This window comes from Streptomyces sp. NPDC059649 (assembly GCF_042734445.1).
In the GTDB taxonomy this organism is placed as follows: Bacteria; Actinomycetota; Actinomycetes; order Streptomycetales; family Streptomycetaceae; genus Streptomyces.
Genome location: NZ_JBHWDV010000002.1, coordinates 373,654 through 398,734 on the forward strand (window position 1 = coordinate 373,654; position 25,081 = coordinate 398,734).

Consider the following 25,081-nt stretch of genomic DNA (forward strand, 5'->3'; position numbering starts at 1 on the left):
CCCGGCCTTTCCGGCCCGGCCCGTCCTTTGGAGAAATGCCCGAAGTCCCTTGCGCTATAGGCCGGGTGGGCGCCCGATAGGCCGGACGGAAAACCGACCGCATAGACCAGAAATGCCGGGCGTCGGATCTCGGTCAGTGGGGCCGAACGGGGAAAGGGGAGGGAGGGGGTGGCGGAGCTTCCGTGCATCCCAGGCGTCCCCCTCATCTCGCCAGGCGTCCCCCTCGTACCGCCCCTCCCGGCACCCAAGTGACGCCGGCCTGCTGGGCGCGGGGCCGGCCTGGGTGTACGAGGAAGGTGCACGTCAGCCGTGTGCCGGGCGGGAGTTCGGGGCTCCCGGGGGCGGTGTCCGGGCCGTCGCCGGGCCGGGGCGCCCGTGGCCCGGTGATAAGCCTCCCTATTGCTCCCTCTAAAAACTCCTTATATCGAGGAAGAGCCTTTCTTTGACCTTTAGGCAGCGCTTGACACCGCGTAGCGCCTGGTGATTGCCTAAATGCGGACATGAAAGCGGGGGAGGACCTGCCTTGGCGCCTTTGAAGCGGGTGGGATGAAGGTCGAGTCGACCGCTCCGTGTGGTGCTGAACGCCATGCGCGAGCTCATCTGGGTCGATTGAGCCGGTAACTGTTCTGCGTTTTTACGTTTCCTTTCTCGATACGGATAGAAGTGTACGGGGGGCCCTTCGCGGACCCTTCCTGTGCGCTGCATTTGTCATGGGAGCGGGGGATATCCGCAAATGAAGATTCTCCATGTGCTGGTCGGGTCGGAGTTAGGTGCGCTCGGGCCGGATATCGCCGAGTACCTGGTGGATGCCGGGCACTTCGTCTATCTCCTGGCGGGCGATCCGGTCGGGTCGGACGAGTGGCGCAAGCACTTCACGCACAATGCGATGGTCGTTGACGAAGACGGTCTGGCCGGTCGGCGGATCGACTGTGTGGTGGGTCTCTCCGGCGCATTGCGGGGAGTCGAGGCGCCGCTTCTGGCGCCGGAAATTCATGCCTTGCACAAGGCGCCGGCCGTCGACTGCTATCTGCGGACTCCGGGGCAGGAGGCGTTGGTGCGGAGTGCCGCCGTGCGCGGCGCCCCCTCGGTCAGTGCCCTGCGCGGCGCGCTGCTGGACGTCTGTGTCGACGCGCTGATCCACCTCTCCCGGGAAGGCGCGGAGCGGCTGGAGTTCGTTCCGCGGGGCGAGGAACGCCCCCATGACCTGGCCGCTTACCTGGAGATGGCAGCCGCGGCGGAGGAACTCGCCGCCGCGGCGCGGGCGGCGGAACGGCATCCGGACCGCTGTGACCTCGCGGAGCTCCTGGGCGCCGAAACGGGCGAAGGTCACCCACCCCTGACGACCCTTCGGTACGAGATTCCGGAGCGGCATCGCGCGGCCCTCGACGCGACCCGTCTCGAATGGCTCGCCCTCGCTCTGCAGACGCTGCTGAATTCCCGTAGGGCCGGGCTCTACGGATATGAGCTGCGCACTCCGCAGGGGCGCATACGCAGCTATCTGGAGGTGGCGCGTGCGCTGCGGGCCGACGCTCTCGATGAACGTATCTCCGTGGCCCGTCCGGCCGTCTGCGCCAATCCCTTCTACGATTTCGACGCGGTATTCGGTGACAGCTGGGATCCGCGGGTCGAGGTGTGCTGGGACGTTTCGGGAGCGGGCGACGAGGACGGTGAGCGTCCTCCCGCGCTGCTGAGCCTGCGGGCCGATCACGACGGCGGGGTGCTGGAGATCGTGGCTCCGGCCGGGCTGCCGTTCCTCGCGGTGCTGCCGGAGCACCTGGACGGGTTCTTCGACGTGGTGGACCGGTTCGCCGAAGGGGCCGTCCCCTTCGGCGCGTTGCTGGCCCTGCCGGCGGGACTGCGTGCGCGGCTCGACGAGGAGCGGGTGCGCACCGACGCCCCCTACCGCGACGACCGGCCCCTCCACCGGCTGATCGAGGAGCAGGCCGCCCTCCATCCGGACGTGGCCGCGGTCATCTGCGGCGAGACCACCCTCAGCTACCGGGAGTTCAACGCGGCGGCCAACCGGTTCGCCCGGCTGCTGCACGCCCGGTACCGGGTCGCGCCCGGCGATCTGATCGCGTTGTATCTGGACCGCACCGAGAACCTGCTCATCGCGGCCGTCGCGGCGCTGAAACTGGGCTGTGCGTATGTGCCGTTGGACCTGAATTCCCCGCTGCGGCGGACCGCCGGCATCCTGGCCGACAGCTCGCCCGCGCTGGTCGTGAGCGACCGGGCGCATGCCGACCGGCTGGCGGGGAGCAGTGCGGGCGCCTCCGTGGTCGCCATGGACGCCGATGACCTCCTCGCCGTATGGGCGGCGGGCCCGGACCCGTCCCTCTCGGACGAGGACCTCGACACCCCGGTCTCCGCCGACGACCTCGCCTATGTCATCTACACCTCGGGTACGACCGGCCGGCCCAAGGGCGTCGCCGTCGAGCACAAGAGCTATCTGAACATCGCGGAGGACATCGGCCGGTGCCTCGACTTCCGGCCGGGGGAGCGGATGCTGGCGGTGACCACCATCGCCTTCGACATCTCCACCCTGGAGCTCTTCATGCCGCTGCTGCACGGCGGCACGGTGGTCCTGGCCGGCCGCGCCGACCTGCTCGACGTCGGCAAGCTGATCGGCCTGATCGAACAGGGCGTGGCGATCGTCCAGGCGACCCCGTCGCTGTGGCACCTGATCACCCAGAGCCTCGACGGCAAGCGGCTGCCCGTACGTGCGCTGTGCGGCGGCGAGGCGCTGTCGCCGCAGCTCGCCGCCGTGCTGGCGGCCTCGGTCGACGTCTGCTGGAACGTCTACGGACCCACCGAGACCACCGTCTGGTCCACCCGCCACCTGCTGACGCCGGACGCCCCCGAGCCGCTGATCGGCCGGCCGGTCGCCAACACCCGCGTCTACGTCCTCGACGAGGAACTGCAGCCGCTCCCGCCGGGCGTGGCCGGTGAGTTGTACATCGGCGGCAGCGGGCTGGCGCGCGGCTATCTGGGCGCGCCGGAGCTGACCGCGAGCCGGTTCCTCACCCCGCCGCCGGCGACGGCCGGCGACGGCCCGTCCGTACCCGAGGAGCGCATCTACCGCACCGGCGACCTGGTCCGCGCGCTGCCGGGCGGCGACCTCCAGTTCCTCGGCCGCAACGACTTCCAGATCAAGCTGCGCGGCCACCGGATCGAACTCGGTGAGATCGAGAGCGCGCTCCAGGCCCACCCCGCCGTCGAGCAGAGCCTGGTCACCGTCCACGAACCGGCCGGGGCCCAGGGCGACGAGGCGCGCTTCCTGGTCGGCCACTACGTCGCCGCCGAACCGGTGGCGCAGGAGGAGCTCCAGCAGCACCTGGCGGACCGCGTTCCCGACTACATGGTGCCGGCCGTGCTCATCCACCTGGAGAGCATGCCGCTGAACGTCAACGGCAAGATCGACCGCAGCCGTCTGCCGGACCCGTCCGCGTTCCTCACCGGCGGCTACCTGGCACCGTCCGGTGAACTGGAGACCCGGCTGTGCGAGATCTGGGACGAGGTCCTCGGCGTCACGGCCAAGGGCGGCCGGGCCGTCGGGGTCACCGACGACTTCTTCGGTTTCGGCGGCAACAGCATCCTCGGCATCAAGCTCGTCAACAAGATCAACAGCGTGCTGGGCTGTGACATCCGCATCCGGGACCTGTTCCGCGAGAAGACGATCCGCAGCCTGGCGCCGCTGGTCGCCGGCAGCCTCGGCGACTTCGCCTACCGCGACTTCGTGCTCGACGGCACCGACACCGCGGAGCTCCACGAGCCGTTCCCGCTCACCAACGTCCAGCAGACCTACTACCTCGGCCGGTTCAACAGCTTCGAGCTGAGCAGCGTCTCGACGCACGTCTACAGCGAGTTCCGGTACCGGCACGTCGACCACGCGCGGCTGGAGGAGGCGTACAACCGCCTCATCCGGCGCCACCACGCCCTGCGCACGGTCATCACCGACGGACAGCAGCGTTTCCTCGCCGAGGACGAGGTCCCCCGCTACCGGATCGCCTACCACGAACTGCCGGACCAGGACGCTCTGGAGCGGCTGCGCGGCACCTACTCGCACAAGCTCTACGACCCCGAGGAGTACCCCCTCTTCGACGTCGTCCTCAGCCGCCTCGACGGCATCTACCGCCTGCACATCAGCTTCGACGCGCTCATCATCGACATGGGCAGCTTCGACATCCTCTTCGACGAGTGGGCCCAGCTCTACGCCGACCCGCGGCGCTGTCTGCCGGACCTCGGCATCAGCTACCGGGACTATGTGCTGCAGTACGAGCGGGTCCGCGACAGTCCGCTGATGCGCGCGGCCCAGGAGTACTGGGAGGCCAAGGCGGACGACTACCACCTCGACCTCCGGTTGCCGCTGCGGGCCCGCCCCTCGGACATCGGCAGCCCCGTTTTCCGGCGGAAGAGCAAGGTGATCCCCGCCGAGGTGTGGGACGCGCTGTCGGCCAAGTGCGTCCGCCACGGCATCAGCCCGACCGCCCTCGTCGTGGAGCTCTTCAGCCGGGTCCTCGGGCAGTGGAGCGGCCAGGACCGGCTGTGCATGAACCTCACGCTCTTCAACCGGCTGCCGCTGCACCCCGACATCAACGGCGTCATCGGCGACTTCACCGTCCTCGAACTCTTCGACTACCGGATCGACCGCGAGCTGGGCATCGCCGAGAAGCTCCGCCGGACCCACGGCGAACTGCTCCAGGACGTCGACCACAACCTCTTCGACGGCGTCGACTTCCAGCGGCTGCTGAAGACCCGCCACTCCATACCCGTCAGCAAGATCGTCGCGCCGGTCGTGCTGACCAGCACCCTGGGCGCCAAGGGCAATGCCAGCATGTTCGAACTGCCCCTGGACGACGGCTACTTGGGCATCGACCATGCGATCTCGCAGACCCCGCAGGTGTGGCTCGACAACAAGGCGTACGAGACCGACGAGGGCTTCGTCGCCGAGTGGGACTACGTCGAGCAGCTCTTCGACCCCGCGGTCATCGACGCCATGCACGACGGCTACTGCCGGCTCATCGAACAACTCGCCGCACTGGACTGGGAGACCGGCCGCTTCCCGTCGCTGCCGGTGCCGGCCGAGGACCTGGCGCTGATCGAAGCGGCCAACGCCGCCGACCAACCGACCAGCGAGCACACCCTGTTCAGCCTCTACGAAAGCCGGCTGGACGAGCCCGGGTGCCGACAGAGCACGGCCGTCGTCGACGCGGCCACCGGACGGACGTACACCTACGACCAACTGCACGACGACTCCGTCCGGCTCGCCGGCGCACTGCCCGGCCGGCCCGACACTCTCGGCGTCCTCGCCGAGAAGGGCTACCTCCAGGTCGTCACCACGCTCGCGGTGATGAAGGCGGGCTCGGCGTACGTACCGATGAACGTGGAGTGGCCCGGCGCCCGGATCGGCGAGGTCCTCGAATCGGCCGGTACCCGGACGCTGCTGGTCTCGCGCGGGCAGTGGGAGCGCGCGGACGTGCGCGCCCTGGAACCGGTGTGCCGTCTGCTGGTGATCGAAGACCTGCTGGAGCGGGAGCCGGTCGCCGAGCCGGTGCTGCCCGCGGTGGCCGCGGACGACGTGGCGTACGTGATCTTCACCTCGGGGTCGACCGGACGCCCCAAGGGCGTGACGATCAGCCACCGCGGCGCCGTCAACACCCTGCTCGCGGTGAACGAGCGGTTCGGCGTCTCGGCGTCGGACCGGGTGCTGGCCCTGTCGGAGCTCAGCTTCGACCTGTCGGTGTGGGACCTGTTCGGCACCCTGGCCGCCGGCGGGACCGTCGTCTTCCCGGCGCAGGCCGAGACCAAGAACCCGGCGCACTGGGTCGAACTCGTCGAGCGGCACGGGATCTCGGTCTGGAACAGCGTGCCGCAGCTCGCCGGACTCCTCGTCGACCAGGGCGGACGCCTCGACTCCCTGCGGGCCTTCCTGCTCAGCGGCGACTGGATCCCCACCGGTCTGCCGGACCGGATCCGGGCCGTGGTGCCGGACGCGGTGGTGATGAGCCTCGGCGGCGCGACCGAGGGCAGCATCTGGTCGATCTGGTACGAGATCGGACAGGTCGATCCCGGCTGGAGCAGCATTCCGTACGGCGTGGCCATGCCGAACCAGCGGATGTACGTGCTGGACGCCGAGGGCGAGCACTGCCCGGTCGGGGTGATCGGCGAGATCCACATCGGTGGTGCGGGCGTGGCGCTGGGCTACTGGCGCGACGAGGAGCGGACCGCCGAGCGCTATGTCGAGCACCCCCGGCTGGGCCGCCTCTACCGGACCGGCGACCTCGGCCGCTGGTCGGACGCCGGCCACATCGAGTTCATCGGCCGCAACGACTTCCAGGTCAAGCTCAACGGCTACCGCGTGGAGCTGGAGGAGATCGCCGCCAAGATGACCCGGCTGCCGGGCGTCGACCGGGCGGTCGCCCGCATCCAGCCCGGCGAGGAGCACGACCGGCTGGTCGGCTACCTCGTCCCGGCCGGCGACCACCGGCCGCTGACCGGGGACGGCGACCCGGACCTGGACAAGGAGGCGTTCCTGCTGGGTGCGCCCGGCGTGCTGGCGACCGCCGAGCCCCGGGTCCCCGCGGCCGGCCGGCCCGACCCGGCGGCGTACGTCCGGGCGAAGAGCTACCGGCACTTCCTCGATGCGGCGGTCGACCCGGCACTGCCGCAGAAGCGTTACGCCGAGGTCCTGGCGTCCGCCACGGCCCGCCCGACGCGCGACCCGGTCCGGCTCGGCCCGGGCGACTGGGCGCAGCTGCTGAGCGTGCTGACCGCGGTCGAGCTGCCGGACCGGGCGCTGCCGAAGTACCGCTACCCGTCCGCGGGCAGCAGCTACGCGGTGCGCACCTTCGTGCAGTGGGCGGGGGAGGGCGAGCACCTCTACCACCACCCCCTGACCGGCGAGCTGTGCGCCCACCGCCTCGACGACCTGAAGGGCCGGCCCGGGGAAGGGACGGACGAGCTCCAGCTGGTCCTCCACCGGCCGGCCATCACCCCGCTGTACGGCGACCGGTCGGGCCGGCTGGCGCGGCTGGAGGCCGGGCATATGCTCGCCCTGCTCACCGAGGCCCTGGACGCGCGCGGCATCCCGTACCGGGTGGTGCCGGAGGAGCGCCGGCTGGACGACGAGCACAGCCTGCTCTGCCGCATCGTCCTGAGCGGCGACGGCACCGGCAGCGACGGGGACAACGGCAGCGACGGGGACAACGGCAACGGGTCCGGCGGCGGCTTCCGGCCCGTGCCGCTCCCACTCTCCTGCTTCGTACGGCAGATGGACGGCACCGGATACGCCGAGGCCGGCGGCGAGCGTCGCTACGACCCGGACCTCCTGCCCGTCTTCGACCGGGTCAGCGACGTCTACGCCATCCTGCGCCGCGCCCGCTGCCTGCTCACCCTGGAGAGCGGCCCGACCGACGGTGACCTGGCCACCGATCTGTCGGCCGGGTTCCTCTTCCAGCGGCTGAGCGAACGGCTGCGGGCCGACGGGCTGGGAACCTGCCCACTGGGCCTGCGGATCACCGACGGCGGCGTCTACACCATGGCGGTGGGCGCGGTCGACGAGGCGGCGCTCACCGCGCCGGACAGCCCCGCCGAGCCGCTGACGCTGACCGCGGCGGTCACCGAGGAACTCGCCCGGGCCCTCCCGGACTACATGCTGCCCAGCGGCTACGCCGTACTGGACGCACTGCCGCTCAGCGCCAACGGAAAGCTGGCCGCCGACCGGCTCCCGCCCGTCGAGTTCACCGGCGTCCACGTCGAGCCGTCGACCGACCGGGAACGCGCCCTGGCCGCGGTCTGGGCGGAGATCCTCGGCCGCCCCGCCGCCGCCCTCAGCGCCAACGACAGCTTCTTCTCGGTCGGGGGCAACTCGCTCGCCGCCATGAAGCTGGTGCGCCTGCTCCAGCGGGACCTGGGGATCGAGCTGAAACTCCGGGACCTCTACCAGAACGACACGATCATCAAGCTTGCTGAGCACGTCGGCGCCGCCGAGGTGGTCGCCGACCGCGAAGAAGGAGAGCTGTGAACCCCGAGCTGGAACTGCTGAACGACCTCCGGGCCGCTCGCGTTCTCGTCTGGAACAAGGGCGAGGACCGGCTCGGCTTCTCCTTCCCGCAGGACACCGGCTTCCCGCAGGAGCTCAAGGACCGGGTCAAGGAGAGCAAGCCGCGGCTGCTGCCCCTGCTCGCGCTGAACGGCATCGACTCCGAGGAACAGGCCCGGCGGGCCACGCACTTCAGGCTGCCGGAGGACGCCCACGACAGGTCGCTGCACTCCATCCAGAAGGGCATGTACCTGCAGAGCCGCATCGACGAGCTCGGGTACACCTACACCATCCCGCTGTTCGTCGAGCTCACCGACATCGACGCGGACGCGGCCGAACGCGCGGTGCGGGCGCTGCTCGCCACGGAGCCGGTGCTGCGGATGCGGGTCCACGAGGACCTCTCGTACGAGCTGCTGCCGGCGGACTCCTACGAGATCGCCCGGACCCGGCTCGCCGCCGGGGAGTTGGACGCGCTGCGTGAGGAGCGGGCCCGTACCGCCTTACCGCTGGCCGACGGACGGCTGATCCGGCCCGAGGTCATCGAACTCACCGACCGCCCGGCCGTCGTCGTCGGACTGACGCACCATCACATGCTGTCCGACGCCTACTCGATGGAGCTGCTCGCCGACCGGCTCGCCGCGCTGCACGAGGCGGAGGACGGCGCATTCGCCGCTACCTGCGAGCCGAACTACTTCGACCTCGCGGCCCAGCAGCAGATCGAGCTCGCCCGGCCCGCCTACACCGCACTGCGCGAACGGCTCGCCGGCCGGCTGGCCGCCGCCGAGAAGCTGCGCCTCAAGCGGCGCCCCGCCCGCGGCGCCGACAACCGGGCCGAGACCCTCGTCCACGAGCTGCCGCCCGAGACCTGCCGGGCCCTGAAGGAGCTCGCCGGAGCGCATCGGCTGAGTCTGTACGCCCTGCTGTTCACCGGCCTGTACCACACACTGGGCAGCTTCGCCGGCGGGCAGCGGGACTTCGCCGTCGGCATCACGGTCGCCAACCGGCCGCCCGCCTTCCAGTCGGCGATCGGCCCGTTCATCAACACCCTGCCGCTGATCCCGGAGTTCCGCGGCGAGGACCGCTTCCTGGACAACGCCCGCCGCGTCAACGACGACGTCATCGAGCTCAACCAGCACCACCAGCTCAACCTGAACATGCTGACCGACGCGCTGCCGGGCGGCGCCGCCGACCTGGCCGACGCGCTGCAGGTCCTCTTCACGATGCACAACTTCACCCGGCCCGCCCGGTCCGGCGCCGCCCCCGGCCACCGCGTGCTGCCCTACCGCGACCTCGCGGAGAAGTTCGGCATCTCGGTCATCGCCAAGGAGGACGGCGACCGGGTGACCTTCACCGTCACCTACGCCGAGGCACGCTACGAACGCGCCTACGTGGAGGGCCTCTTCGACACCTACCTCCGGGTGCTGCGGTCGGTCGCCGAAGCGGGGGCCGACGCCCCGACCGACGGCCTGGACCTGGTGGGCCCCGACGGGCTGCGGCAGCTCGACCGGTGGAACGCCACCGAGCGGGACCACGGGCCGGTACGCACCGCGGTCGAGATGTTCGAGCGGCAGGTGCGGCGCACACCCGACGCCACCGCCGTCATCCACCGCGACCGGCGGCTGAGCTACCGGGAGCTCAACGAACGGGCCAACCGCCTGGCCCGCTGGCTCATCGCGGAGCACCAGGTCGCGCCCGGCACCCTGGTGTGTCTGCTCCTGGACCGCAGCGAGCACATGCTGATCTCGGTCCTGGCCGTCATGAAGGCCGGCTGCGCCTATGTGCCCGTCGACCCCGACGCACCCGACGAGCGGCTCCGCTTCCTGCTCTCCGACACCGGCAGCCCGCTGCTGCTCACCGACGAGCGGCACCTCTCCCGGTGCAGCGGGGCAGGGCTGCCGGTACCCGTGACATCCGTCGACGGAACCGCCACCGCGGACCAACTGGCGCGGCAGACCGCCGACGACCTCGCACTGCCGCTCACCGGCGCGGACCTCGCGTACGTCATCTACACCTCCGGCACCACCGGCCGCCCCAAGGGCGTGCTGTGCGAGCACGGCGGACTGGTCAACCGCATCCGGTGGATGAACCGGGCCTTCCCGCTCGGCCCCGACGACCGGGTGCTCCAGAAGACGCCGTACGTCTTCGACGTGTCGGTGTGGGAACTGCTGTGGGCCAACTGGTTCGGCGCGGCCGTGGTCTTCGCCGACCCCGGCGACCACAAGGACCCGTACGCCCTGATGGCACTCGTCGCACGCGAGCGGATCAGCGTGCTGCACTTCGTGCCGTCGATGTTCGGCGTCTTCCTGGAGGCCCTGGAGACCTCCGCGGGACCCGCCCCGGACGGACTCGCCAGTCTGCGCTACGTCTTCTGCAGCGGCGAGGAGCTCAAGCCCGAGCAGGTACGCGCCGCCCACCGGCTGCTGCCCGACGCGGCCCTGCACAACCTCTACGGCCCGACCGAGGCGTCCATCGACGTCCTCCACCACCCCTGCACCGGCCCGGTGGCCGACACCGTGCCGATCGGCACGCCCATCGACAACACCCAGGTGTACGTGCTGAACCCGGCCCGCAGACCGCTGCCCGCGCAGGCGATCGGCGAGCTGTACCTCGGCGGCGCCGGCCTCGCCCGCGGCTATCTGAACCGCCCGGAGCTGACCGCCGAGCGCTTCGTCGACAACCCCTTCGGCGCCGGCCGGCTCTACCGCACCGGCGACCTCGTTCGACGGCTGCCCGACGGCACCGTCGAATTCCTCGGCCGCAACGACTTCCAGGTCAAGATCCGCGGCTACCGCATCGAACTCGGCGAGATCGAGGCCGCGTTGGCCCGCTGCCCCGGCGTCCGGCAGGGCATCGCCCTGGTCCGCCGGCCCGATCCGCAGCGCCCCGAACACCAGCAGCTGGTCGGCTACTACCTCGCCGACCAGCCGCTCGACGAGGCCGCGCTGCTCCGGTCGCTATACGCCACCCTGCCGTCCTACATGGTCCCCGGCGCGCTGGTGCACCTGACCGCCGTACCGGTCACCGTCAACGGCAAGCTCGACCGCAAGGCGCTCCCGGACCCCGGGGTCCCCGCCGCCGGCGCCCCCGACCGCGTCGCCCCCACCACCGAGCTCCAGGAGCAGCTGTGCGCCCTGTGGGCGGAGTGCCTCGGCCTCGGCGACGGCGAACTGGGCATCCGCGACGACGTGACCCGGCTGGGCATGGACAGCATCGTCGCCATCCGGCTCGCCAGCCGGATGCGCCAGCGGCTCGGGCTCGCGATCGGCGTCCGGGACCTGTTCTCGCTGCCCACCGTCGAGGCGTTCGCGGACTTCGTGGCGCAGCAACGGCAGGCCGCGGCAGGCCCGCACACCGAGACCCGGACCGAGCAGGGCACCCTCGACGGGGAGCTGGCGCCGCTGCCCATCCAGTCGTGGTTCTTCGCGCAGGACTTCGCCCGCCCCGGGCACTGGAACCAGTCCTTCCTCCTCCGTACGCCCGCGCTGGACCACGAGCGGCTGACCGCGGCGCTACGCGCCCTCGTCGAACGGCACGACGCCTTCCGGCTGCGCTACCGCGACACCGCCGGCCCGGTCCCCGTCCAGCACTACGACCCGGCGGCCGCCTTCCCCGGCGTCCACGCGCTCGACGTCCGCACCCTGCCCGGCGCCGAGGGCAGCCCCGAGTTCACCACCGCGCTGCACCGCACCCTCACCGACTGGCAGCGCGGCTTCGACCTGACGCACGGGCCGGTCTGCGCCCTGGGCCATCTGCACGGCTACGCCGACGGCAGCAGCCGGGTGTTCTTCGCCCTGCACCACCTGATCACGGACACCGTCAGCTGGCGGATCCTCGCCGACGACCTGCGCGCGCTCTACGACGGCCGCGAGCTCGGGGCCAAGGGCACCAGCTTCCGCCAGTGGAGCCGGGCGGTGGCCGAGTACGCCGAAGCACGGCCGGAACAGCGGGCGTACTGGGACGAGTTGCTGGCCGACTTCCGCCCGGACGCACCGGACCGGGCGCCCGACGGCCCCGCCCGCGCCGAGGAGTTCACCCTCGACGAGCAGCACACCCGCGACCTGCTGGGCGCGGCGCACCACGCCTACCACACCCGCATCGACGACCTGCTGCTGACCGCGCTAGGCCGGGCCCTCGAAACCGTCGACGGCGGGCGCACCCACCACGTCCTGCTCGAAGGGCACGGCCGCGAGGACCTCGGCGCCGCGCTCGACGTCAGCGGCACCATGGGCTGGTTCACCACCCTCTACCCGGTCCGGCTGCCCCTGGCGGACGACCTCGGCGCGAGCCTGTGCGCCGTGAAGGAGAGCCTGCGCGCGGTGCCCGACCGGGGCCTGGGCTTCGGCCCGCTGGTCGGCTACCGGGACCGGCCGCTGCCCCGCATCTGGTTCAACTACCTCGGCCAGCTGGACGGGGAGCGGTCCGGGGACGACGACTGGCGACTGGTGATGGAGGACGCCGGCGAGACCGTACCGGCGGACAACGCCTCCGGCGCCCTCGTCTCGGTCTTCGCGTACGTCACCGAGGGCCGGCTGCACCTCCGCGTCGACAGCCGGCTGGACGCCGACGCCACTCGGACGCTGGCCCGTTCCCTGGAGGCGGCCCTCGTCGAGATCATCGGCCACTGCACGGCACGGACCGCGGTGCGCTACACGCCCAGCGACTTCCGCGAGGTCACCGGCGAGGCCGACCTCACCGCGCTGCCGCCGGGCGTGGGCGCGGATCCGGCCGGCTGGTTCGACATGACCGAGATCCAGAAGGCGTACCTCGTCGGACGGCTCGGCAACTACGAGATCGGCAACGTCGCCAACCACGTCTACACCGAGCACCTGTACCGCGAGCTGGACACCGACCGGCTTGCGGAGTCGGTGAACCGGCTCATCGCCGAATGCGATGTGCTGCGCACCGTCTTCAGCTACGAACGGCTCCAGCAGCGCGTCCTCGACGTCGCCGACGTCCCGCGCTTCCGTGTTCCGGTCCACGACTTCACCGCGCACGACTACGACCCGGCGCTGCTGAGCGAGGTCCGCGAACGGCTCTCCCACCAGCTGTACGACCCGGAGCGTTTCCCGCTGTTCAGCTTCGAGGTCAGCCGCTTCCGCGACCGCAGCGTGCTGCACATCAGCTGGGACCTGATCATCCTCGACGTGCAGAGCAGGCTCGCGGTGCTGCGCCGCCTCGACGACATCTACCGCGGCACCGACCGGCGTCCGGAGCTGCCCCGGGCGAGCTTCAAGGACTACCAGGACTACACCGGCCTGCTGAAGAACTCCGCCTGGTACGAGGCGGACCGCGCCTACTGGCAGGACAAGCTGCCCGGCCTCCCGCTGCGCTGCACCCTGCCGTTCGCCCAGTCGCCGGACACCGTCGAGCACCCGCGCTTCGGCGAGCACACCCGCCATGTCGCGCCCGAGGTGTGGGAGCGGTTCAAGGAGCAGGCGCGCCGGCACGGGGTGTCCACGTCCTCCGCGCTGCTCAGCCTCTTCGGCAGCGTGATCTCGTACTTCTCCGGTGCCGCGGAATTCCCGCTCACCCTCACCCTGTTCAACCGCTACCCCGTCCTCGACGGCACCGAGTCCCTGCTCGGCAACTTCACCTCCACCGTGCTCTTCCACTACGCGGACCGGGGCGCCGACATCGAGGAACTGACCCGGCGCACCCACGACGTGCTGTGGGAGGACATCAGCCATGCGCTGTACTCGGGTGTGGAGGTCCAGCGCGACCTGAGCAAGCTGCACGGCCTGGACACCACCAAGGCCGTCTCCCCGATCGTCTTCACCGGTGTCGTCGGCAACGAGACCCGCGATTTTGAACGCGGGGCGTACCTGGACGACAGCGAGCTGATCGAGGACCGTCACTGGAGCGCGCAGACCTCCCAGGCGTGGATCGACCTCCAGGCCATCGAGGTCGCGGGCGGCTTCATGAGCAAATGGCTCTACGTCGAGCAGCTCTTCGACGAGGCCACCATCGACCACCTCAACGCCCTCTACTGCCTGCTCATCGAGCGTCTGGCGGACGGCGACTGGGCGGCCGGACTGCCCCGCGACGCCTATCTTCCGGACGCCGACCGGGCCCTGATCGCCGCCGCCAATTCCGCCGACGCCGCACCGGACGAGCACACCCTGTTCGGCCTCTACGAGGACCGGTACCGCACCGAGGGCCGGCCGGAGGCGCCCGCCGTCATCGACGCCGGCACCGGCCGCACCCACACGTACGGCGAGCTGACCGAACAGACCCGCACCCTCGCCCTGCGGCTGCGCGGCGAGCTGACCGGGGCCGCCGGGGAGCGGCTGGTCGGCGTGCTCGCGGAGAAGGGCTACGGCCAGGTGCTGGCCACCGCCGCGGTCATGAAGGCCGGCCTGGGTTATCTGCCGCTGCACGTCGACTGGCCGGCCGGCCGGGTCACGGAGATCCTCGACCAGGCCGGGGTCCACACGCTCCTGGTCTCGCGCGCGCAGTACGAACGGGCCGACGTATCTGCCCTGGACGCCCGCCTGCTGGTCATCGAGGACCTGCTCGACCAGGGCCCCGACCCGGCGGCCACCCTGCCGGAGGTGCACCCCGACGACGTCGCCTATGTCATCTTCACCTCCGGATCCACCGGCCGCCCCAAGGGCGTGACGATCAGCCACCGCGGGGCCGTCAACACCCTCCTGGCCGTCAACGAACGCTTCGGCCTGACCGCCGAGGACCGGGTGCTGGCGCTGTCCGAGCTCAGCTTCGACCTGTCGGTCTGGGACCTGTTCGGCACCCTCGCCGCCGGCGGCACGATCGTCTTCCCCGCCCAGCAGGAGACCAAGAACCCCGCGCACTGGGCCGAGTTGGTGGCCCGGCACCGGGTCTCGGTGTGGAACAGCGTGCCGCAGCTCGCCGGACTCCTCGTCGACGAGGGCGGACGGCTGGACTCCCTGCGCGCCTTCCTGCTCAGCGGTGACTGGATCCCCACCGGCCTGCCGGACCGCATCCGCGCGCTGGCCCCCCAAGCGGTCGTGATGAGTCTGGGCGGCGCGACCGAGGGCAGCATCTGGTCCATCTGGTACGAGATCGACGAGGTCGACCCGTCCTGGAGCAGCATCCCCTACGGCGTGGCCATGCCCAACCAGCGGATGTACGTCCTCAACGACCAGGGCGAACACTGTCCGGTCGGCGTCATCGGCGAGATCTACATCGGCGGCGCCGGCGTCGCCCTCGGGTACTGGCGGGACCCGGAACTCACCGACCGGCGGTACGTCGAACACCCCACCCTGGGCCGGCTCTACCGCACCGGCGACCTCGGCCGCTGGTCCCGCGCCGGCCACATGGAATTCATCGGCCGCAACGACTTCCAGGTCAAGCTCAACGGCTACCGGGTGGAACTCGGCGAGATCGAGAGCGTCCTCACCCAGGACCCGCGGATCTCGCAGAGCGTCGTCCTGGTCAGGGAGGACGACACCGGCGCCGGCCGCCCCCGCCAGACCCTCGTCGGCTACTACGTCGCCGAGGCCGCCCTCGACCCCGCCGAGCTGCGCGCACAGCTCTCCGCGAGCCTGCCGGAGTACATGGTCCCGGACGTACTGCTGCACCTGTCCGAGCTGCCGCTGAGCCCCAACGGCAAGCTGGACCGCGGCGCGCTGCCCGCACCCGGGTCGGCGGCCGCAGCCGACCACGTACCGCCGCGCACCGACCGCGAACGGGAACTGCGGGACGCCTGGGCCGAGGTGCTGGGCATCCCCGCCGAGCGGCTCGGCATCACCGACGACCTGATGCGGCTCGGCATGGACAGCATCATCGCCATCCGGCTGGTCAGCCGCCTGCGCAAGCAGTTCGGCATCCAGGCCCAGGTGCGCGACCTGTTCACCCACCGCACCGTGGAACGGTTCCACGACCGGGTGGTGGCCGCCGCCGGCGCACCCGCCGGACCGGCCGTACGGGCCGAGCAGGGCACCCTCGACGGCGAGGTGCCGCTGCTGCCCGTCCAGTCGTGGTTCTTCGCCCAGGACCTCGCCCGGCCGGCGCACTGGAACCAGTCCTTCCTGATCCGCACCCCGGAACTGGAACTCCCGCGTCTGGAGGCCTGCCTGCGCGCACTGGTCGACCACCACGACGCCTTCCGGCTGCGCCACGACACGGCCGGCACCCAGGGACCGCGGCAGCACTACGACACCACCGCCCCGGTCCCCGCCCTGCGCGTGCTCGACGTGCGCGACCTGCCGGGCGACGAGGGCACGCCGGAACGCGACGCGGCGCTGCACCGCGCACTGACCGACTGGCAGGCCGACTTCGACCTGACGGCCGGACCGGCGTACGCCTTCGGCTATCTGCACGGCTACGCCGACGGCAGCAGCCGGGTCTTCCTCGCCCTGCACCACCTGCTCGTCGACACCGTCAGCTGGCGGATCCTCGCCGAGGACCTCCGCACCCTGTACGAAGGCGGGGAACTCGGCGCCAAGGGCACCAGCTACCGCCAGTGGACCGAGGCCGTGACCGCGTACGCCGAGAGGCAGGCCGACGAGCGGACCTACTGGCAGGAAGTACTCGCCGACCTCGGCGAACCGCCCGTCCTCCAGCAGGACACCGGCGTCCCGTCCGAAGCGGAGCTCACCCTCGACGAGGAGCGCACCGCGCTGCTGCTCGACGACTGCCAAGGCACCTACCGCACCCGCGTGGACGAGTTCCTGCTCGCCGCCTTCGCCCAGGCACTGTCCGACCTGACCGGCCGGACCGTCAGCCACCTGATGGTCGAGGGACACGGCCGCGAGGAACTGGACGAGGCAACGGACATCAGCCGCACCCTCGGCTGGTTCACCACCCTCTACCCGGTGCGGCTGACCGCGTCCGACGAACCGGCCGCCGCCCTGACCTCGGTCAAGGAGACCCTCCGGGCGGTCCCCGGCAAGGGCCTCGGCTACGGCCCGCTGCTCGGCTACGACCGGGCCCTGCCCCGGGCCTGCTTCAACTACCTCGGCCGGCTCGACACGGCCGGCGACGGCCTCTGGGAGCCCACCGGCGAACCGGCCGGTGACTGGTCGGACCCGGACAACCAACTGCCGTACACGGTCAGTGCGGTCGGCATGGTCAGCGACGGACGGCTGCGGTTCACCCTCCACTCCCGGCTGCCGCAGGAGGACACCGAGCGGCTGGCCGGGGCGTTCGCCCGACGGCTGGACGACCTGGTCGAGGCGACGGCGCGCAGCCCGCGCACGTACCTGACGCCCAGCGACATCGACGGACTGCTGCCGCAGGAGCACCTGGACCGGCTGCAGGAGCACGGCGAGCTCGACGGCGTCTTCCCCGCCACCGGCCTCCAGCAGGGCTTCATCCACCACGCCCTCACCCAGGGCGAGGTCGACGACGCCTATCGCGTACAGGCGGTCTGGGACTACGCGGCGGAGATCGACCCCGCCCTGTACCGCGAGGCCTGGGCCCGGACCCAGCAGGCGTTCAGCGCGCTGCGGATGCGCTTCGACTGGCGCCACGAGATGGTCCAGGTCGTCGACCGGGAATCCCGGCTGACCTGGCAGTACGTCGACCTCAACGACCACGAGGACCCCGACGCGGCCTTCGCCGCACTGCTGGCGCGCGACCGTGGCATCCCCTACGACCTGGGTGTCGGCGGACTGTTCCGGGTCCACCTCGTCAAGCGGGCCGCCGACCACTTCACCTGTGTCCTCAACACCCACCACGCCATCCTCGACGGCTGGAGCAGCCCGCTGCTGCTGCAGGCGCTGCACACCTGCTACCTCGCGCTGCGCGCCGGTGAGCCGCCCGTACTCCCGACGGAGAACTACGCCGAGATCCAGCGCCATCTGCACCGGCACGCCGACGACCACCAGGCGTTCTGGCGGCACTACGTGGCCGGCGTGGAGAACGGCTGCGACCTCGGCGGACTGCTGAACAGCGACTCCCGCCACCTCGACCTCGGCACGTACAAGCACCTGCTCCGCCAGGAGCAGCGGACCCTCCCGCTGCGTCCGGAACTCCTCACGGCGCTGCGGTCCGCGGCCCGGCAGCACGGGGTCACCACCAACGCCGTGCTGCAGTACGCCTGGCACAAGGTGCTGAGCGTCTACGGCCACTGCGACACCACCGTCGTCGGCACCGTCCTCGCCGGCCGGGACCTCCCCGTGGAGGGCATCGACACCTCGGTCGGCCTCTACCTCTCCACCGTGCCGCTGATCGCCCGCCACGACACCGGCGCCGACAGCCTGATCGAGGAGGTCCAGCGGCTGCAGGAGGACATCCACGAGATCGGCCGGCGGCCCGTCGTGGACCTCGCGGCCCTCCAGTCGGGCGGCCGCCGGCTCTTCGACAGCCTCTTCATCTACGAGAACTACCCGGCGGTCACCGACACCGAGCACGAGCGGCTGCTGCGCCCCCGGTTCGTCTCCCGGCACCAGAAGCGCGACTACCCGCTGGTCGTCTCGGTGACCGAACAGGACGACGAGGTCCAGCTCACCCTCGACCACGCCGGTGAACTCTTCGCACCCGGAACCGCCGAACGGCTGCTGGCCGGCGTCGAGTCGGTGCTGCGGCGCTTCGCGGACGCCCCGGACAGCTCCCCGGCGGACCTCGCCCCGGCCGACGACGCCGACCTGGAACGCCAGCGGCAGTGGAACGACACCGGCACCGCGGAACCCGCCGAGCCCGTCATCCACCGCGCCTTCGAGGCCCAGGCCGCCCGTACGCCCGACGCGCCGGCCGTGCACCACGACGGCCGCACGCTCAGCTACGCGGAGCTCAACGCGGCCGCCAACCGGCTGGCCCGGGTGGCCCGCCGACACGTGGCGACCGCGCCGGAGGAGCCCGTTCTGCTGCTCCTCGACCGCGGCGCCGACACCCTCGTCGGACTGCTCGCGACGCTCAAGGCGGGCGCCGCCTACGTACCGCTGGACCCCGGCTACCCGGACGAGCGCACCACCCGCATCGTCGAGAGCTGCGGCGCCAGGCTGCTGCTCACCCACTCCCGGCACCAGGAGCGGGTCCGGGCGCGCTGGCCCCAGCTGACCGTGCTCGCCCTGGACGACCCGCGGACCCTCGCCGAATGCGCCGCGGAAAGCGCCGGCAACCTGGATCTCCCGGTCGCCGCGCACGCCCTGGCGTATGTGCTCTTCACCTCCGGCACCACCGGGCAGCCCAAGGGCGTGATGGTCGAACACCGCGCCTACACCGCGACGATGGCGGCCCTGCGGGACCGGCACTTCCCCGGCGCCGGCCCGCTGCACACCTTCAGCATGACCAACTACGTCTTCGACATCTTCGGCCTCGAATACGGTCTGACGTTGCTCGACGGCGGCAGCATGACCGTCGGTGACCACCTCTTCACGGAACTGGACTGCTCGGCGTACGACTTCGTGCAGCTGACGCCCAGCCTGCTGGAGATGAAGCTGGACGCGCTGCGCGGTCTCGACCGGACCCGGCTGCTCGTCGGCGGCGAGAAGCTCGAACGGCACCTGCTGCACGCCGCGTTGGCGCGCTGCCCCCGGGTGGTGAACGTCTACGGCCCGACCGAGACCACCATCTGGTCCACCTCCCGCGAGTACCTCGCCGCGGCCGATGCCCGCCCGGAGGTGACCATCGGCCGCGCCCTGCCGAACGAGCGGGCCCACGTCCTGGACGCCCGGCTGCGGCCGCTGCCGGTGGGCGCGACGGGTGAGCTGTACCTGAGCGGCGACGGGCTCGCCCGCGGCTACTTCCACGACCCCGAACTGACCGCGGCGCGGTTCGTCGAAAGCCCGCTGCACGGCCGGCTGTACCGCACCGGCGACCTGGCCCGCTGGCTGGACGACGGCGAGCTGGAATTCGTCGGCCGCATCGACACCCAGGTCAAACTGCGCGGCCACCGCATCGAGCTGGGAGAGGTGGAGAGCGCGCTCGCCGCCTTCCCCGGAGTGCGACAGACCGCGGCGCTCGTCGGGACGCTGGACGGCGGCCCGGACACCTCGGCCGGCGCCCAGAGCCTGATCGGCTACTACGTCGCGGACGCCCCCCTCGACGAGCCGGCGCTCCGGGCCCACCTGGCCGGGCTGCTGCCGGAGCACATGCGGCCCGCCGCGCTGGTGCACCTGACCGCGCTGCCGCTGTCCTTCAGCGGCAAGCTGGACGTCAAGGCGCTGCCGCGGCCCGCCCGCCGGAGCACCGGCCGGCCGGTGGCCCCGGCGGGGGAGACCGAGCAGCTGCTCGCCCGGCTCTGGTGCGAGGTACTCGGCGTCGAGGAGATCGGCGTCCACGAGCGGTTCTTCGAGGCCGGCGGCAACTCCATCCGGCTCACCAAGCTGCACGCCCGGCTGCCGGAGACCATTCGGCGGACGCTGAGCCTCACCGACCTGTTCGCGTACCCGACCATCGCCTCGCTCGCCGCGCACCTCGACGGGCCGCGCGACGGCGAGACCCGGCCGGACCGCGCACCGGCCGCACGCGACACCGCGGAGCCCGGCGGCACGGACATCGCCGTCATCGGCATGGCCGGCCGGTTCCCGGACGCCGACACCCTGGAGGAGTACTGGCGCAACCTGACGGCCGGTCATGAATCGGTCGTCCACTACAGCCGGGAAGAGCTGCTGGCCGCCGGCGTCCCGGAGGCCGAGCTCGACCGGCCCGGATACGTCCGGGCGCAGAGCCGACTGCGGGACATCGCCTCCTTCGACGCGGAGTTCTTCGGCTACTCCCGCCGCGAGGCCGAGACCATGGACCCCCAGCACCGGGTGTTCCTGGAGTGCGCCTGGCACGCCCTGGAGGACGCACACTGCGACCCGTACACCTACGAGGGCGACATCGGGCTGTACGCGGGCGCGGGCCAGAACGACTACGCCCCGGACCACGTCCTGCCGGGCCTGGAGGGCGCCGATCTGGCCACCCGCTACCAGGCGATGATCAACAACCAGGCGAACTTCCTGTGCACCAAGGTCGCCTACAAGCTCAACCTGACCGGGCCCGCGGTGACCGTGCAGACCGCCTGCTCGACCTCCCTGGTCGCCGTGCACCAGGCGTGCACCGCACTCCTGGCCGGGGACTGCGACATCGCCATGGCCGGCGGTGTCTCGATCGGCAAGCTGGGCACCGAGGGCTACGTCCACCAGGACGGCATGGTGTTCTCCCCCGACGGCTCCTGCCGTGCCTTCGACGAGGCCGCCCAGGGCACCGTCGAGGGGCAGGGCGTCGGCATCGTCGTCCTGAAGCGGCTCGACCGGGCGCTGGCCGACAACGACCCGATCCGTGCCGTCATCAAGGCCACCGCCCTCAACAACGACGGCCGGCAGAAGATCGGTTACACCGCGCCCAGCCGGCAGCGGCAGGCCGCGGTGATCCGCACCGCCCACCGGAAGGCCGGCATCGACCCGGCGACGATCAGCTACATCGAGGCACACGGCACCGGCACCGCCCTCGGGGACCCCATCGAGGTCGCCGCCCTGCACGAGGCGTTCGCCGAGGCCGACGTGCCCGCGCGGCGGATCGCGCTGGGCTCGGTGAAGACCAACATCGGCCACCTCGACGTCGCGTCCGGCATCGCCGGCCTGATCAAGGCCGTGCTGTGCCTGGAGCACCGCACCCTGGTCCCGACGCTGCACCACACCACCCCCAACCCCCGCCTGGAGCTGGAGAAGGGACCCTTCTACGTCAACACCGCCTGTACGCCGTGGACCAGCGAGCACCCCGTGCTGCGGGCCGGCGTCAGCTCCTTCGGGATCGGCGGCACCAACGCCCATGTCGTCCTGGAAGAGGCACCGGCCGCCGCGGCGTCCACCGGGACGCCCGCCCGCCCGCAGCAGCTGCTGATGCTGTCGGCGCACTCACCGGAGGCGCTGGCACAGCGGTCGCGGGACCTCGCGGACCATCTGACCACCCACCCGGACGTCCCGCTCGACCGGCTCGCGTACACCCTGCACACCGCACGGCACCGCTTCCGGCACCACCGCGTCGTCGTCGGCGACAGCCGCGCCGACCTGGCCGGCAAGCTCACCACCGAGGAGCGCGAGCCGATCACCTGGCAGGAAGGACGCCCGGCGGTGTTCCTCTTCCCCGGCCAGGGAGCCCAGTACCAGGAGATGGGACGGGCGCTCCACGACAGCGAACCGGCCTTCCGGGCCGAGGTGGACCGCTGTCTGGAGATCCTCCGGCCGCTCCTGCCCGAAGGCTTCGACGAGGCCGATCTGCTGGGCCGCACCGCGCGCGTGGGGGACACCCGCTACACCCACCCCGCGCTGTTCATCGTCGAGTACGCGCTGGCGCGCTGGTTCACCGGACTCGGCGTCCGGCCGGTCGCGATGATCGGGCACAGCCTCGGCGAGTACGTCGCGGCCTGCCTGGCCGGCGTGTTCTCGCTGGAGGACGCGCTGACCCTGATCCTGGAACGCGGCCGGTTGCTCGCCGGCACCGGCGCCGGGGCGATGCTCGCGGTGCCGCTGCCCGCCGAACGGATCCGGCCCGTGGCGCACCGGCACGGCCTCGACCTCGCCACGGTCAACGACGCCCTGAGCTGTGTGGTCTCCGGCCCGCCCGAGGGCATCGAGGCGCTGGCCGCCGAGCTGGCCGCCGACGGGGTCACCGGGCGCCGGGTCGCGGTCTCGCACGCCTTCCACTCCCGGCTGCTCGACCCCGTACTGGACGAGTTCGCCGCCGTGCTGGCGCGCATCGAACTCCGCGCGCCCACCGTCCCGTTCGTGTCCAACCTGACCGGTGACTGGGCCGACCCCGCCCAGGTGACCCGCCCCGAGTACTGGACGGCGCAGCTGCGCGGCACGGTGGAGTTCCACCGCGGGTTGACCACGCTGTACGGGGACGCGCGCACCCGGGGCGCCGTCCTGCTGGAAATGGGCCCCGGCGGGATCCTCACCCGGTCGGCGCGCGGCCACCAAGCGCGCACCGACCACCTGGTGGTCCCGGCCATGCCGCGGGCCGCCCGGGCCGGCGAGGAACCGGCCACCGCGCTGACGGCCCTGGGCACGGCCTGGGCCGCCGGCGTCGACGTCGACGCGGCCGCCTTCCACGGCCTGACCGCCCGCGACCGGGTGCGGCTGCCCGGCTACGCCTTCCAGCGGCACGAGCACTGGATCGACCGCACCGGCACCGCGGCCGTCACCCCGTCGAGGGCCACCCCGGCCGAGGCGCGGCCGACGGCCGAAGAACCGGCCGCGGCGGTCGCGGAGGACGAGGTGAGCACCGTCGTCGCGGAAGCCTGGCGCGCCGTCCTCGGCGTCCGGGACGTCCGGCCCGACGACGACTTCTTCGCCCGCGGCGGGGACTCGCTGGCCGCCGTGCAGCTCGTCGCCCGCATCCGGCAACGGACCGGCGTCCGCCTGGAGTTCATGGCCCTCGAACAGCACACCCCCCAGGCCGTCGCGGAGCACCTGGCCGCACACCTGGCGAACCGGTACGCCCCCGCGGCGGCCGCGCCGTCGGTCGTCGTCGTCAAGAAGGGCGAACCGCAGTCCCGGCCGCCCCTGGTCCTGGTCCACCCGATCGGCGGCGATGTGTTCTTCTACCGCGAGCTGGCCGGCTGCCTGCCCGACGACCAGCCGGTCTACGCGCTCCGCTCGCCCATGCTGGACGGCACCGCGGAGCTCGGCACCATCGAGGAGATGGCCGCGCACTATCTGGAGCAGCTCACGGAATTCGGCCTCACGGCCCCGTTCCGGCTCGGCGGCTCCTCGTTCGGCGGCATCGTCGCCTACGAAATGGCCCAGCTGCTCGACGCGCGCGACGGGTACCGCCCCGAGGTGGTGCTGATCGACAGTCCCGCGCACGGCAACCTGCCCGCCGAGATGTCCGGCGAGGACATCCTCGACTACCTGTTCCGCTACGGCCTGGCCCGGCTGGACTTCCCGATGGCCGAGCTCGAAGCGCTGCCCACCCTCGACGAGAAGATCGCCTACCTCGCCGACAAGGCCCGCGGCACCGAGTTCGAGGACATGCTCTCGGCCGAGTTCCTGCCCCGCTACCTGCGCACCTGGCAGCGGCACGGCCGCGCCATGCACGGATACGTCCCGCGCCCCTACGCCGGCGACCTCGTGTACTTCGCGCACCAGGAGGAGATCCCGGAGTTCCCCGCGGACCAGGCCCGGCACTGGCGACGGCTGGCCGCCGGCGGCTGGACCGAGGTGCCGGTGCCCGGGAACCACCTCAGCATGAACGGGATGCCGCACGTCGCGACGGTCGGCGCCCACCTCGCAACGACCCAGGGAGAAGACGGTGAGTGAGCAGACGAACGGGGCCCTGTGCGCCGTCCCCGGCGGCCGGATCCGCTACGAGATCCTCAACCCCGACGCACCCGGCACGCCGGTCGTGACCGTCCACGGCGGCCCCGGCACCCCGCACGACTATCTGCGCCCGCTGGCCGACCTGCTGCCGGGCCACCCCGTGGTCGTCTACGACCAGCTGGGCTGCGGCCGCTCCGAGCGGCCGGCCGACCCGTCGCTGTGGCGGCTGGACCGCTTCGTCGACGAACTGGCCGCCCTCCTGGCCGAGTTGGGCCTGCCGCGGTTCCATCTGCTCGGGCACTCCTTCGGCACGATGATCGCCGGGGAGTACGCCCTGCGCGGCGGCCCGCACCGCCCCGAGTGGCTGGTGCTGGTCTCCCCGGTGCTCAGCGTCCGCAAGTACGAGGACGACATGCGGCAGCTGCTGTTCCGGCTGCCGCCGGACACCGCCCAGGGACTCACCGACGCCCTGCGCACGGGCCGGTACGACACACCGGAGTACGTCGACGCCGCGATGGTCTTCGCCGAGCGGCACATGTGCCGCACCGAATGGCCGGACACCCTGCTGGACGCCACCATGGACACCGCCGCCGCGGTACGCGACACCATGTGGGGTCGGACCGAGTTCCAGGTGACCGGCAACCTGCGGTCGTACACCTGCACCGACCGGCTGGGCGGCCTGTCGGCCGACACCCTCATCCTCTGCGGTGAGCACGACTTCGTACCGCCGCGGGCCGGCCAGGCGTACGCCCGGGCGATACCGGGCGCGGACACCGCGGTCATCGCGGGGGCCTCACACATGCCCCATCTGGAGGCCCCCGAGCTGTTCGCCAAGGAGCTGCTGGCCCGCATCGACGCAGGTCATAAATGA

At 71.7% G+C, this 25,081-nt stretch carries 3 protein-coding genes; all 3 read left to right on the forward strand.

Features of this window, described 5'->3' with window-relative positions; genetic code table 11:
- Positions 1–733: 733 nt before the first annotated feature.
- From ACFV1J_RS04550 to ACFV1J_RS04560, 3 genes are read left to right on the forward strand one after another with little or no spacing between them, the layout of a single operon-like run.
- The gene (locus tag ACFV1J_RS04550) at positions 734–8,023 is read left to right on the forward strand and encodes an amino acid adenylation domain-containing protein (RefSeq protein ID WP_385855733.1); all 7,290 of its coding nucleotides are present in this window, start codon (positions 734–736) and stop codon (positions 8,021–8,023) included.
- A complete protein-coding gene (locus tag ACFV1J_RS04555; RefSeq protein WP_385855734.1) occupies positions 8,020–24,210 on the forward strand; it encodes an amino acid adenylation domain-containing protein in 16,191 nt (5,396 codons plus the stop codon). Before ACFV1J_RS04550 ends, ACFV1J_RS04555 begins: the two co-directional genes overlap by 4 nt.
- Positions 24,203–25,081 (forward strand): proline iminopeptidase-family hydrolase, encoded by an 879-nt coding sequence (locus ACFV1J_RS04560; RefSeq protein ID WP_385855735.1) that lies wholly within the window; start codon positions 24,203–24,205, stop codon positions 25,079–25,081. The genes ACFV1J_RS04555 and ACFV1J_RS04560 overlap by 8 nt, the downstream gene beginning before the upstream one ends.